General features: G+C 45.2%; 11 protein-coding genes. All 11 read right to left on the reverse strand.

The window, feature by feature from the left end:
* The 11 genes from RS891_RS19405 to RS891_RS19455 all read right to left on the reverse strand — a co-directional run bounded on the left by RS891_RS19405 (window position 1) and on the right by RS891_RS19455 (window position 14,879).
* Entirely contained in the window at window positions 1–621 is a 621-nt protein-coding gene (locus RS891_RS19405; RefSeq protein ID WP_315792932.1) for an S-layer homology domain-containing protein, read from the reverse strand.
* Window positions 622–679: 58 nt separating this feature from the next.
* Complete coding sequence (locus tag RS891_RS19410; RefSeq protein WP_315792933.1) at window positions 680–5,875, reverse strand: hypothetical protein; 5,196 nt, start codon at window positions 5,873–5,875, stop codon at window positions 680–682.
* A gap of 64 nt (window positions 5,876–5,939) precedes the next feature.
* On the reverse strand, window positions 5,940–6,308 hold the full coding sequence (locus RS891_RS19415; protein ID WP_315792934.1) for a hypothetical protein: 369 nt from the start codon (window positions 6,306–6,308) through the stop codon (window positions 5,940–5,942).
* Entirely contained in the window at window positions 6,269–6,727 is a 459-nt protein-coding gene (locus tag RS891_RS19420) for a DNA polymerase III subunit gamma/tau (protein WP_254790253.1), read from the reverse strand. The genes RS891_RS19415 and RS891_RS19420 overlap by 40 nt, the downstream gene beginning before the upstream one ends.
* A gap of 159 nt (window positions 6,728–6,886) precedes the next feature.
* Window positions 6,887–7,945, reverse strand: a complete 1,059-nt coding sequence (locus RS891_RS19425) for a hypothetical protein (protein ID WP_315792935.1) — start codon at window positions 7,943–7,945, stop codon at window positions 6,887–6,889.
* Window positions 7,946–8,407, reverse strand: coding sequence for a hypothetical protein (locus RS891_RS19430; protein ID WP_315792936.1), 462 nt, complete (start codon window positions 8,405–8,407; stop codon window positions 7,946–7,948).
* Between the two features lie 296 nt (window positions 8,408–8,703).
* Complete coding sequence (locus RS891_RS19435) at window positions 8,704–9,042, reverse strand: hypothetical protein (RefSeq protein WP_315792937.1); 339 nt, start codon at window positions 9,040–9,042, stop codon at window positions 8,704–8,706.
* Window positions 9,043–10,244: 1,202 nt separating this feature from the next.
* Window positions 10,245–10,769 (reverse strand): hypothetical protein, encoded by a 525-nt coding sequence (locus tag RS891_RS19440; RefSeq protein WP_315792938.1) that lies wholly within the window; start codon window positions 10,767–10,769, stop codon window positions 10,245–10,247.
* 901 nt (window positions 10,770–11,670) lie between these two features.
* Window positions 11,671–12,999, reverse strand: a complete 1,329-nt coding sequence (gene glnA, locus RS891_RS19445; protein WP_113052100.1) for a type I glutamate--ammonia ligase — start codon at window positions 12,997–12,999, stop codon at window positions 11,671–11,673.
* A 129-nt stretch (window positions 13,000–13,128) separates the two neighbouring features.
* A complete protein-coding gene (locus RS891_RS19450) occupies window positions 13,129–13,542 on the reverse strand; it encodes a MerR family transcriptional regulator (protein ID WP_063563200.1) in 414 nt (137 codons plus the stop codon).
* Between the two features lie 83 nt (window positions 13,543–13,625).
* Complete coding sequence (locus tag RS891_RS19455; protein ID WP_315792939.1) at window positions 13,626–14,879, reverse strand: methionine gamma-lyase family protein; 1,254 nt, start codon at window positions 14,877–14,879, stop codon at window positions 13,626–13,628.
* Between the last annotated feature and the right edge of the window lie 56 nt (window positions 14,880–14,935).

Consider the following 14,935-nt stretch of genomic DNA (forward strand, 5'->3'; position numbering starts at 1 on the left):
TTAGTACCCCCTCAACAACTTGTCTACGTGTCGATATGTCCGCATAAGGAACGTAATGGATTCTGCTCTTGTAGCCGCTTCGTCCGGGCGGAAGTAAACAACAGATTCCCCGTCCGCTTCCCAGTTCGTGGCGATTAGTCCAAGCTGTTGCATATTGTCGATATACTTGTTTGCCCAATGATTTTCGATATCAATGAACTCTGTCATGTACTTGTACTCAAAATCTTGCTTGCGGACGAGAGACATACCGATGGTTACGATGTACTTCGTTTCCATCTCAGCGGTTTTAATATCGGGTTCTCCAGTCACGATGCCGATGTAAACTGTACCTTTCTCGTCGTAATACTTATGTTGAGAGCCGATGAACTGAAGCCAGTCGGCATATTCCTTCTTAGAATAAAACAGCATGGTCAGGGTAGCGTTATAATGAGACGTTCCGTTCTGCACAAGTCCCGCAGAAGATGCCAAGGTCTGGTTGACATGGGTCTTCAGGTAAGGCGTCGGCGGTTTGTACTCCGTAATTAGCTTTGCCTTGACCTGATTAAACTGGATTCCATTGTCGTAAAACAGTTTCTTCTTATATACCGAATCCTCTGACAAGAGGTTATTTTGTTGTGTCATGACCGTACCTCCTTATAAAATAACTCCCCATCTCATTATAAGACGGGGAGTGGTTTCGCTAACTTCTATAGTTGCTAGGATTCATCGCCTGTTGGCTACGAAGGTTTCCTACCCGACCGACAGACAAGCCTTGTCCAATGGATTGTCCGACTTGTTGCAACTGGCGGTTTGTCATACCGTTGGTGATGTTAGGAAGCGTGATGTTGACGGTGACATCCCCTGTACCAATGGTTGTCGTGTTGTGAGTGTTGCCACGGGTAAGGTACTCGTAGCGGCTCATAGCACTTACTCCATTAGGCATGTTGAACGTTCCTGCTGTGGATTTCATTTCATCCAGGATGCCCAACTGAGCCTGTAAAGATTGCTTTTGCAAGTCACGGATTTCGGCGTTAATCTTAGTTGTTTCATCCGCTCCCGCCGAAGGAAGTTTAGCTCTCAGATCGGCAATGACCTGGTTGATTTCAGATACCTCTTCCTTGGCATTGGCAATCCGCTTGTTACGAAGAATAGACGAGGAGTCGTCAGGGTTTCCACTCCGTAACTTGAGTTCCAGCAACTCATTCTCACGTTCAGAACTGTTGTCCTGAATCTTAGCCCTGCCAATGCCAATGGAAGCAAGATTGTATTCCTTAATAAGCGCTTGCTCATTGGCGATCGTATTCTGAAGCTGTAAAACCTGCATTGCTTGCTCATCGGAGAGATCTCCGATGGCTTGGATTGCTTGTAGATTCGCCAACTCATTTTTCATCTGAGATAGCTTATTCAGTGTAATCTTCTTCATGGTGTCCAAGTATTCTTGAGACTGAGTGTCCATACTGTACGCCGCCGCCAATTCTTTTGCTTGAGCAATAAGGTCAATGCGAGACAAGCTGTTGTTAACCTTTCGAACCTGACCTTGATACGTTTCTTGTTTTGTGTTCCACTCTTGCTGAAGAATGTCAACTTCCCCTTCAGATGCCACTTTATCTCTTGTCGAAGTAAGGTTATCATAAGCAGTTTTGGCATCGGCGTACTCTTGCGACTCAGGGTCAGCGCTGTCCATGACCGCCTTGGCGTTGGCGATATACTTGTCAATGATAGCCAGTTCTTCATTCAATACCTGTCGCATGGATTCGGTCTGATTCTTACGAAGTGCAATGTACTCGTCGGAATCAGTCTTCATTCCGCTCATTAGGGCACGAAGCGTGTCAATCTGACTGGTGTCCTTAATCTCATTGATACGGTCAGAGACACGGCTTAGAACAGAGCCAGAGTCGATGGAAGAGAACTCGGCTGCACCTTCCTTGTACTTCTCGTCATATTCCTTCTCCGCATTCTCTTTGAGTCTCTTGTCCTCTGCCTCTTTAAGCTTTGTTGCTTCGTACTGCTTGGTAATGGCTTTCTGTCGCATCTTTTCTGTTTCTGCAGCACGTCCAGAATTTGCATTAAACTCAGCAACGGCTTCCTCTACTGTCTGTCCACCGCTGGCTTCCCGTTGTTTGAGCCATTTTGAAAATTCTTCACCAGTTCCTGAGAAATTGTAATAATTCATTATCTCGCCCATAATGCCAAGTTCCTCCGGTTTGTATCCTTTAGTCTTGAAAGGATTGGAAGGTCCACCTTGGGCTTCAAAGACACCGAGGTCGGATGGAGTTCCACCGAAAAAGGATGATATTCCGTTCTTTGCAGAGTAGAAAAGCCCCATCAAGTTATTCCGATTCTTAGCCCAACCGCCTTCAGCAAGCGCGTTAAACGTGTTAGCCATGCCTTTCAGGTCGTTGTCACGGTCGTCAGCCTGAGCAAGTAACCTTTCGTCATCTGTTGACAGGTAAGACTCTGTCAATCCTTTGGCCGCTTGAGCGAGACCGATTGCCCCGGCAATCTCCATAGCCATCTTAGCGATACCTCCCGCCAAGTTTTTAACAGAAGCCAGAGCCCCCTTGCCCAAGTCTGGAATATCCTTCAAGAACTGTTTGAACCCATTCTTGAGGGACCCCGTAGAAGACATTGAGGAGTTCATGCCTCGTACAGCATTGGACAGATCTCCGAAGGCAGGGGATGCTTGTCGAGCAGAAGCAGCGGCTTCCCGCTGGGTCTTCTCGTAATCATCCATCGCAGTACTCAGCTTTTGAATATCGTCAATCGGGGGTAAGCCGTTTCGCTGTCTGTCCACCAAGTGGTCTTCAAATCCCTGAAAGTCTCCTTGTGACATTTGGGACATCCTATCGGACAATTTAGAGTAATTGCTATCGCTTGCTCTATGAGTATCAAACACTCCCCGACTGGCGGTGCTGCTGTTCAGGGTGGTCAGGAGGGTAGGGGTAAGGACGGAAGCCAATTCAGTTCGGGTACTTAGGCGGCTGTTGTACTGCTTCGTCCGGTCGAATTTTTCATCATCCGTCAACTCCTTGCCCGGATTCCAATTTTTGGATTCATCCATCGTGCTAAATAGAGTTGGCAAGTCTTTAACCTCTATATTATTAGACTTCAGGTAGCTCTTAAAATGGTCGCTTTGCTCTTTCGTCATCCCGTTTAGTTCACGTAGATAACCGTCTAGCAATGGGTCTTTCTGCATCACACCTACCTGCTTACGCGTCATGTTCTTGATAGAATTATCAACACCATCCATGTCCGATACGTTCTCCAGGAATGCAGTGCGTGCAGTCTCTCTCTCGAAGTTGGGTCTAAAGGCAGCATCAACCTTCCCAGCTCCCCACTTGATCCCCTTAAGCAGCATCATGCCAAGCAATACGTTAGATAACACGTCTCCTAACTTGACGAACAATTGCGCATTTTTCGCCACGTGTTCTGCCATGTTCATAAGTGCGTAGGACACTTTATTAATGGTAGGGGTCATCTCCTGAACAAGAGCATCAAAGGCAATCGTTATGCTTTGCCCTGCCCGTTTAGTATTGACGAGTGGGTTGTCTACTGATGACTTAACCATGTCCTCATATTTAGATTTATCAAAGTTTCCACTAACCTCGATGACCTTAACGAACGTGTTCATGATTTCGTGCATCGTAGCCGCTCCTTTGGAGGATTGGTACGAACCAAACAAAGCATCGTTGGTATTGCGGACGGTAGAGCTGTCTGCACCGGACAACTTCTCGGCAATTGACTTAAACAGTTCTTCCGCTGGAACAAGAATTTTCGCTCCAGTGTCATCTACGTTTGCTAGACCAAGTTCCTGCAATTTTTTCATAGCTTCAGGAGACTGTAATCTGTTCAGGATGGAGTTGTAGAAGTTACCGACATTCCCTCCTTCAAGTGCAGTTGCTTTGAGGGTCGTACCCGCCATAACGATGGCCGTTTCAGGGTCAACTTTTGCATTATTGATTGTCGGACCTGAACTTTTCAGTGCATCAATAATTTGCTCAATACTTGTTTTAGTCACGTCAGATACAACCGCCAAAGGTTGTGCGATTCTATCCTCCAGGTCAGCCACCCCAAGTCCAAACTGAGCCTTCGTTGAGGCAAGACCATTGGCAATATTGCCAGGGCTACTTCCAGGGGCTAGTGCATTCAACTGTGCAGTTACGCGGACAAACTCCTTCATCTCTACAGGGTCATCAAGCAAACCAGAAGCCATGCCCCCTACTTGATAAAGCTGTTTGTAATCCGTGCCGTAAAACATGGACTGCTGTCTTATAAAGTTTTGCAGATCACTAACTGCACTCTCCACGCCAGCCATGTTCGTCGTTCCAAGAGGGTTGCCGTCTTTGTCTTGGTTATATTCGTCCTTCTGCTTCAAGTTCTGCATCATTTTAAGCTTTTCAGGCTGAATATTTTTAAACGCCTCAACCGCTTTAGACATCGCCATCATTAGAGCATTATCGAAGGCTCCCGAAATTCTTTGACGTATGATGTTGATGATTGCCCCTTGTACAGCTTCGGCGTTAACCGCTCCCGACCCACTATCCTTTTCACTGCTACTGCTTCCTTTGGCTGCAGTTCCTCCAACGTTGTTTTGACTGTCAGAAGAAGATGAACCAGAACGAGGAGTAGAAGGACCAAGTCCTCCTGCATTCCGAATCTGAGTATCACTGTAAAGTCCACCTGGTCCGAATTGAACCTTATTAATCTCTTGGATGATCGACTGCACCTGAACGTTTACCTGCTCACGGATTTTGTTAATCAGCGCATTGTTGATGCGATTAATCTGATTCACGAGGTGATGTTTCAGCTTAGGTTCAGGGGTGATTTGCACATCATTTATTGCCGTTATTAATTGGTCAATCTCTTCCTGAACATTGTTGCTCAATTTCTTGTCAAGAGTCTTTGCCACTCGTTCAAGTTGAGCCTTCAATCCAGCGCCACGAATAGAGCCTAAATCGACCGTGCCGAGCGCTTCCAGCTTGTCCACCGTAGTGTCAAGTTCCTGAGCAAGAATCTTCTTGACCTTCTTGCTCAGGTCGCCTAACGGAATCTGCATCTTGCCCGCCATTGCAGTGTTAATGCCTGCAACGGTTTTGTTGACGTATTCATTCAGGCTTTGTTCAAGTTCGTTAGGGATTCTCTTTACCTTGTCCGCAACTTCCATTCCGCTCATGTCAGGAACTTCAACATCTATTGCCTTCAACAATTTTTCCTTAGCTTCCTTGATTACCTTGTTCAAGTCTGCCTTGGAAATTTTCATGTCGCTGGCATCGGCTACGTCAGGGTTCTGAAGCATACTCACAATCTTTTGTTTGATTTTATTGACGAAAGCGATGACCGTTTCCTTGCCAATCGTAATCTGTAAACGGTCAAGAGTTTCCGATTTCATCAGATTGGATTTTTGCTTCTGGATAGCACTGACAAGGTTGCGAATTTGCAGATTGATGACCTTGGCTACTTCTTTATTAATCTCGTCAAATCCATCTTTAGTGATAGGAAGCTTCTGTCCGCTGGCGTAGTTAGGGTCAATTTCAATGTGCAAGTTACGAACGTGCGTCCGCAACTCTTCGTTGACTTCATTTTCTACTTTGCCCAAGATACCTTGAAGAGTCTCAGGTTTAACCGTGAGCCCAGCCGAACCTAACTGCTCAAGAACAACCCCATTCCCTGAGATGAGATTGTTGAGTTCATTTGTCAACGACTGACGGAGATTGCTTCCAGCCCCACGTGATACCTGCGATTGCAAACCGGACAGGGACGAACGCATTGCGTCAATCCGCTGCTCCAATCTACCAAAACGAGAATCGAGAGTTTCCATCTCCTGCCCATATCGAGCCATATGATCTATGGATTTCTGCAACTCTAAAATCACGTCAGTTTGGATTTTGTTATTCATAGTCTCACCACCCTCATAAAATAAAACTCCTGCCCCTCCCTAGAAGGAAGCAGAGCAGGAGGATTTATAATAGCTGTGCAAGGAAATTCATGTCTTCCGCATCGGCTACTTTATAACCATTCACGTATTTACCGTCAGTTGTTGCTTCCCCTTCACTGGTTGAATCACCAGCAGAAACGCTTCCGCCGAACAGGCCGCCAAGCGACATAGTAGATACCTTGATAGTAAACTGAATGTGTTCGTTGCATTGTTCCAAGTAGTAACCTAACTGAGGTAAGGTTAACTGCCACACATCATGCTTTTTCAAGTGGCAGTAGTGGGCAAGTTTGAAGAAGATGTTAGCCCAATCGACAGGCGGCTGACTGTCATAGTCTTCTTCCTCTTCCAGAGTGGTTACATGGACTTTTTTAGCCCATTGAGACCAATCATGCAATCGATAATCTGTTTAGCCGTCTCCAAATCAACGTACTCTCCAAGATGCTCGACCGTCATGTGTTTGTAATATGGCTTAAATGCCATAAGGAGCACTTCAAGCAATTCTTCAAATCTATCTTCCTCATCTTCAGGGATAAGGTTAGCGATGATTACACCGGAATCAATCGTATTAAGTCTCTTCATCAATCTTCGAGCATCAAGCAACCCTAGTGGTGGGATGTAATAAGTCTTACCGTCACGTAAACGAACCTGTTCATCTGTCTCGAAGAATACTTTCTCACGAATGTCAGCTTCCTCTTGGGTCAGTGGCTTCTTCTCTTCTTCAGCTGTTACCTGTGGAGTCTGCTCTTCTACTTGACTGGCCACTTCTTCAGCGATGCCACCAGCTTTTGGAATAACTAAATCTCGTTCACTCATTTTAATAGCCCCCTTTATAATTCTCCCCCAAGAAAAGTGAATCGAATTGACCACAGAGCGGGGGAAGTCCCTGCAATCAACTCACAGAACATTCTAAGGAAGTAAACCTAGACTCTAACATTAGGTATGTAAAAAGACTCCCCGAAGGGAGTCTAGTGATTAGCAATCTTCCGCAGAAACAGAACCAACTTCGTAGCGCTTGATAGAACCAAGCTTACCGTCCGGACGTTCAGGGTCGATTACCGTCAGCGTTACGCTATGCGTGGACGCTTGTTGACGTTGTGCGTCAAGCGTGAAGTTGGACTTCACACGGCATTGGAACAATTCGGTTTGATAACCTTGGATTGTACCGTCCTTCTGCTCGAACTGACCATCGTGAACAACGTGTACTGTAAGCGGCATGTCCTTGGTTGTGATATCGAGGATATCAACAACTTCGTTCCGCTTGTAGTTGACGTAAATGTTTACGTCCTTGAGGGCCGAGTTGAACTTCAGAATGCCGCCACTTACTACGTACTGGTCTTCCGTAGGAGTAGAGCTAGTCGTTTTCTTAAGTAATTTGTTACCTTGCAGAGTACGAACAGAAATCTGAGGGTCAACGTTCAGGGATGCTCCGTACACAAGATCAACAGTAAAGTCTGAGCCGTTCTGTTTAACCGTGTGCTTTTCTTCCAGCACCCACACGAAGCCGTCAGGGTCTGGTGTAATCCCAGCCAGTGCCGCAGCGTAAACGATAACAACCGTTTTACCTGCCAGCGCCATATCGAATACGACATCCTGACCCGTTACCGTAACATCTGCACTCAGGTCAGCGCCGCCCACTGCACCCTCGAAAGACTTAGGTGTTGGAGAAGCAAGAGCGACTTGAGTAAGTTTCGCTTGATACGGAGAAGCGGAAGGGACTACAAAGGTCTCAGTGACCATGCTGTACGCCGAACCAGAAATTCCTTCACGGAGTTTCGAGCCAGTAGCCAAACGTACAAGGTTAAGGTCAAACTTAGCGGACTCCGCCGTGATATCAATTGTCTTCTTACGAAGCAACGTATCCAGTGCTACGCTAGAGTCACCGCCCTCAATGTCCTGCATGTCCAGCTGAATATCCAGACGCATGTTGTTTAGCGTACCGATTGTAACGAGGTCGTCACAGTTCGGGATTTTCGCCATGAACTTACCAGCGCCCTTAATCAACATTTTTTTGTTCTTAGTAATCTTACTCATTCAGAAAACCTCCTTATATTCATCTATCCCAATGGTGAAGCATATTTGGGTGAAATACTTGTAGGTGTTCTCTAGGTCGATGTCGTCTTCAGCACTTGTGACATACTCACCCTTGAACACACTTCCTTTTGGCATCCAAAAGTATTGGACGTCGAAAATTTGGCAAATACGGTCAGCGATGTTCACTGCCAGTTCCACGTCATCCTGTGTATAGATATCGAAGTCAACAGTGAACCTATACTCAAGGTGATTTTCGCCTCTTGCGCCGGGATTTTTGTAGAACGTAATCAAGGGCAAGTTGTGCTGAACTAAGTCCTTCGGCTTCTTCCTCTTCTGAATCTTCGTTCCCAAATCTTCCAGAGAAGTGTCTGCCGCCAGCCCTAGCATGGCAAAAATCTCAGGGTCATGACGAAGCGTGGAATGAATATAGTCGTAAACATCAGAGACGCTGATCTTTCCCATATCATCACATCCTCTTATGAATGCTTCGTATACCAATATAAGTTGAAACGGGTATATTTCTAACCACCCTGCGTACTGCGTTGTCCAACATCGATATGGACTCATTAAGGCTATATTCGAACAGTGAGACAGTGTGGAATCTCTACCTAAACGATTGTTTTTTATCCTCTCAGGAGCGCTCCTGACGTTGAACTCATGGATGTTGTCGCCAAGTCTACCCACTGCCCATAGGGTTTTTAGAAGCTAAGTGGCTGGTGTGTGTTCTATCGAGGACCTTCCATCCCAAGCGTACTTCTTTACTTGATTTCGATAATGGATGCCACAGGCTGGCTACCCGAAGTCATAAATAGCTTCCGAGACTTGAAAGCCTTTTGCTCCTTGAAAAGCACACGTTGCTCTTCATTGCCCACTCGGAGATTCGGCTTGTCACTAACATAGATATCTCCGAAGCCCAAGTTCTCGACAATCAAGGTGGAATCTTTCTCTTGAGCGTTATAAATGAACTGACCGAAGATTGAAAGTTGTTGGGTGAACTCTGCAACCACATCACCTTCCAATCCATCCACGCTAACTATCTCGGTCTCTTTCTCAGGGGCTTTAGGAGTCCTCTTCCGTTTGTTTGTTGTTCCTGCCATTGTTAAAATGCTCCCCTCATTGTGATATGTAATATTTCAAACCAAGTAAAAAGTCGTCCACTAATTTCTGACCAGACTTGTGTTCAGATGGGTAAACATGTTCTTTCAGCATCCCAAATTTACCTGCTGTAAGTACATTATAGGTAGGTAGAGTCTCGCTATAACCGAAAGCTTTTAAAAACAAACAGCGTGACCCGCAGGGTAACGCCACGCTTTGCCATAGTTTTACTCAGTCTGTATTTTCACTACCCCTTGCCTATGTTTTATTATTCTATATATCTTTTATTTTATATCTCTTAATCTTTTATATCTCTTTATACGGTGTAAACTTTACAATACAGAACTCACAACAAATGCACTTTTTACACTTCATAGGGGTCAGTATGGTAAACCGTACACTTCAGACCTGAATGGTAAACTGTACACTTCAGACATAACATGCAGTACGTATCTGGCGGCTGACCTATTCGAGAGAGAGTTGAATGCTTCGGCTATTACCACATACCTTGCGGTGACGAAGCTTCTGAGCGATGGTAGGACGGAGTTCCCGTTGCAAGATGAAATCGTAAAGCTGACTAAACTGAGCGGGAAAACAGTTGTCATATCGTTACAGGCTTTGGAGGATTGCGGACTACTGGTCTACGTTTATACCAAAAGAAACAGAGCCACGGCGTAAGTTGCCTGTGGCTTTGTCTCTAGTTTCCGAATGCCTCCATGAGGGAAGGCATTGGCCAGTGTTCAGTTCTTCAGGGTCTTGTCCCTGCTTGTACTTGTACATCTCTTCCGAATCGGCAAATCCAGCTAAATCAATCCATCCCTTCTAAGTGCATATCAAACGTTCAATCATAAACTCGAAAACGGCAGACATGTTTCCCTCAAAATAGTGGTCAGCCACCTCCTGCAGATACTTTTTATTCTCGGGAGTTGTTCTCAAGTAGATTCTCTCTGTTTTCATCACGATAACCCTCTCTTCTTCATACACGGTCTACAGCCAGTGAGTGTTTTGGGCAGAACTTGCATTCGTTGGTTAGAATCATCTAACTCTTCAGGCAAGACCAAGTAGCCGTATCGGTTCATGACTTTTCCCATAATTTTACCGATACAATGGAGACAAAGCAGGGGTTCTCCTTGAAGCCCTTCGGCAACAAAGTTCTCCCTTGCTTTATCTGTGACGTACCTGAACTCGCACTTAATACACTTGATTAGCAAATCCACTTTACATCAGTCCCTTTAATCGACTTCTTACCGGAAAGAGTCAAGTTTGCTTGAGATGGGAACGATTCTTCAAAGTCGTCACGCACCTCGTACTCCGCAGTGTTGACATTCGTATTTCGGCAAACTAGCCAACGCTTCTCTTCTCGAACCAATCCATTGTACGGGTCAATAGCGTATCTTTTGATTGGCTTACTAAATTCCTTGTGCCAATGTTCACAATATGTAACGTTCAAAGGTTTTACAGACTCCAGCTTGTCCTTTACAAAATAAATTGGTTCTCTTGGATACATATATTGTATATATGTTCCACCTTTACTGGGTTTTTTGACTCCTTCAATATAGGCATCGTTCAGTAGAATACGAAAGTTATGTTCATTAGTCTTGGCGAAGTCAATCGCTCTATCAATCAACCTAATAACGGCGGTTTCAGACCCGATATGCAAATCATTAAGTAATAGTACATTCAAGTTCTTCACCAATGGGGCGGTAAAACCTGATTTCAGGCATTTCATTGTTATCCTCCTAGTCCAAGTAATTTTCTCCGTATCTCCGCTTTCTTCTTATCTTGAGCACAAGGTCGGCACTCGTAAATTCCCATGTACCTATCCACTAATTCTTGATAAGGAACATTCAAGGTATCCGATAGACAGTGGATACATTTACTGCCTTCCGTCTCATAGATAGTGGCTAGAGCCTTTGCATTCTGCGTAATAAACCTTCCGCAACCGCATTTCAATATGACCACCTCATTTACCAATATAGGTAGGTTTGTGCGTACTTAAACTTTTTGTACGTACTAGACGCAACCTTTCACGTAGATGGCTCGACTACTGAAATGTAAGGAACAACCTAGTGAAATACTTGAAAAAGTTTTTTTAACTAGACAGTATACTCCTAGACGTACATATCAATCATGTGCAAGCCAACTGACGATTCTCGAAATTGACTAGCGTGAAAGATTTGGTATTCGTGGCGAAATAGTAAACGTTCAAGGCTGTGAACTTATGTGGGGTTGCTAGACGGTGAGCACAGACGGACCCGTGCCAATGCGGGGGCGAGTGTTGATTCTCAGAGCGGTCTCATACGCCGCTTCTCAAGGTTTCAATTCCAGTAAAGACCAGCATATCAGGTGGAGAAGTTTGGAGTTCTCGCTTGCCTTGGAAGCAAGGGATCGCAGGTTCAAGTCCTGCCATTCCGACCATCGGGAAGTAGCTGAAATAGATTAGCGGCGGCGTGAAATACCTTAGATGTTGGTGCGTTACCAACCTTTTAGACCGTATGCTCACTTAATTTAATGGAATTTTATGTTCATTTTTAAGTTATGCACTATTCTTAACTTCATTTATTTTGTGAAGTAAAGATTAGTGCATAAAGAAAAAACCCTCACGCCATGTGGCGCAAGGGATTGGGGAATTAGTACAACGTGATATATTGATCGCGTTCCCATTGGTGGACTTGTGTACGGTACATGTCCCACTCAATTTCTTTCAGCTCATAGAAGTGAGCCAGGGCGTGGTCGCCGAGAGCATCACAGATAACTTCGCTGCGGATCAATTCGTTCAATGCTTCTTTCAGGTCAGCTGGCAAGCTTGGAATGCCTTCTTCCACACGCTCTTCTTCTGACATGATGTAGATGTTACGGTCAATTGGTGCTGGTAAGGACAGCTCACGTTTGATTCCGTCCAAACCTGCTTTCAATAAAACAGACAAAGCCAAGTAAGGGTTAGCAGCCGGATCCGGATTACGAACCTCAACACGTGTACTCAGACCACGGGAAGCTGGAATACGGATCATTGGGCTACGGTTACTGGCAGACCATGCTACATAACAAGGGGCTTCATAACCTGGTACAAGACGTTTGTATGAGTTCACAGTTGGGTTCGTAATTGCTGCAAACGCACGCGCATGCTTCAAAGTTCCAGCCATGAAGTGACGTGCAGTTTTGCTCAGACCCAGCTCGTCAGACTCGTCTACGAATGCGTTCACTTTGCCTTGGAACAAGGATTGGTTACAGTGCATACCTGAACCGTTCATGCCAAACAGCGGTTTCGGCATAAAGGTAGCATGTAGACCATGCTGACGTGCAATCGTTTTAACAACGAGTTTGAACGTTTGGATCTGGTCTGCTGCTTTTAGAGCATCAGCATATTTAAAGTCGATCTCATGCTGACCTGGAGCTACCTCATGGTGGGAAGCTTCGATCTCAAAGCCCATTTCCTCAAGTGTGATAACGATGTCACGACGACAGTTTTCACCAAGATCCGTAGGCGCAAGGTCAAAATATCCACCTTGGTCATTCAGTTCGTTAGTCGGGTTTCCTTTTTCGTCTGTTTTGAACAAGAAGAACTCTGGTTCAGGACCGACGTTGAAGGAAGTAAATCCCATTTCTTCGGCTTCTTTCAGGTTTCGTTTCAAGATGCCACGCGGATCTCCTGGAAACGGATTACCATCCGGAAGATATACGTCGCAAATCAGTCGAGCAACACGGTTCTCGGCTACCCAAGGGAAAATCAGCCAAGAATCAAGATCCGGATAGAGGTACATGTCGGACTCTTCAATACGTACATAACCTTCAATGGAAGATCCATCAAACATCATTTTATTGTCCAGAGCCTTGGTAAGCTGGCTCACAGGGATCTCAACGTTTTTGATTGCTCCAAGTAAATCGGTAAATTGCAAACGAATGAATCGTACATTTTCTTCTTTTGAGATGCGTAGTATGTCTTCTTTAGTAAAACTCACGATACCCTCTCCCTTTCTTCTCTGCATATTTGGCTTGCCTGTTATATTTGTACATTAGAATATAGCATGGGTCAAGGAGTCCTCCTACCCAAAAGCAGGATTTCCCCTGACCTACGAGGTTATACGAACTTATTTTTTATTAAAGAAACGGGAAAGCTCTCCCTGGATGAGAGATACTTGTCCAGGTCTCTTACCTGACACCAGTTGTTGTTTAAGCAGACGATGCAGTTGGGAATCCGACAGCTCTCTACGTTTCACTTCCGTATCGGCCGTAATAACCGTTGCTTCTTCTGACTCTTTGGAAACAGGATTCATCACTTGTTTAATACCTGCAATGTTAACTCCTTTTTCAATTAGAGCCTTGATTTCCAGCAATCGTTCTACGTCATTGAAAGAGAACAAACGCTGATTACCTGACGTTCTCGCAGGAACAATCAAACTGTGCTGCTCATAATAACGAATCTGACGCGCGGACAGATCCGTAAGTTTCATTACAATACCTATCGGGAATAAGGCCATATTTCTGCGAATTTCGTCACCCATCATTCATCAACCTTCCAGTCATCTATTCTTCACTCTATTGTACATTTAGTTATTACCAAGTGTCAATGATGTGTTAGATAAACTCACAATAATTTACGTTCTTTCATCGTCTGTAATGCCATCAAAACGCCATATTTAACATGAGAGTATGTTAAACCACCCTGCATATAGCCAATATAAGGCTCACGGATAGGCGCATCTGCAGATAATTCAAGGCTCCCACCCTGTATAAACGTACCTGCCGCCATGATGACAGGATGCTCGTAACCCGGCATATCCCACGGTTCAGGAACAACATGGCTATCTACTGCAGCAGCCCGCTGTATTCCTTGTACAAAGGCAATTAAATGTTCGGCCGAGCTGAATTGAACAGCCTGAATCAGATCTGTACGTATCTCGTTCCATGCCGGTTTGGTTACAAATCCAGATGCAGCAAACATCGCCGCAGCGAATGTGCTTCCTTTAATGGCTTGTCCCACAATTGTCGGAGCCATGTAAAGTCCTTGGTAGATGCCACGAGTTGTTCCCAACATCGCGCCAACCTCACCGCCAATTCCGGGAGCTGTCAAACGATAGGCAGCTAATTGTACGTACTTTCCCTTCCCGCATATGTATCCACCGGTTTCCGCCAGACCTCCACCGGGATTTTTAATCAGTGAACCTGCCATCAGGTCTACCCCGATTTCGGTTGGTTCACGTTCCTCCGTGAATTCACCATAACAGTTATCCACAAATACGATGACATCTTCCTTGATCGCCTTTACACGTGCAACCATATCAGCGATTTCTTCAATACAGAAGGAAGATCTCCAATCATATCCTCTGGAGCGTTGAATACCAATGACTTTTGTCGCTGCATTGATACTTTTTTCTACTGCCGTCCAATCTACTCCGCCATCTTCTAACAGAGCCGTCTCTTGATAGCCAATGCCGAAATCCCGTAACGATCCTGTTCCATCACCAGGCTTGCCAATGACCTTATGCAATGTGTCATAGGGCTTACCCGTAATGTACAATAACTCGTCACCTGGACGGAGCACACCGAACAAAGCTGTTGCAATGGTATGTGTACCAGACGCAAAATGGGGACGTACCAGTGCCGCCTCTGCACCAAACACATCGGCATATACTTCATCAAGCACCTCACGCCCCCGATCGTTATACGCGTAACCCGTTGAACCCGCAAAGTGAAAATCGCTGACTTTTCTACGTTGAAAAGCATTGATTACTTTCCATTGGTTATGATCGGTGATCCGGTCAATCTGTTGCAATTGCCCCGCAATCTGACTTTCAACTTGTCGTTGAAGTTCAATAATCTCTGAATCAAAGCTTGCCATCTTACTTCATTCCCCTTCATAGCACGAATCTGACGTCAAACATCAATTATCGTGTC

Source organism: Paenibacillus sp. BIC5C1 (genome assembly GCF_032399705.1).
GTDB classification, from domain to species: Bacteria; Bacillota; Bacilli; order Paenibacillales; family Paenibacillaceae; genus Paenibacillus; species Paenibacillus taichungensis_A.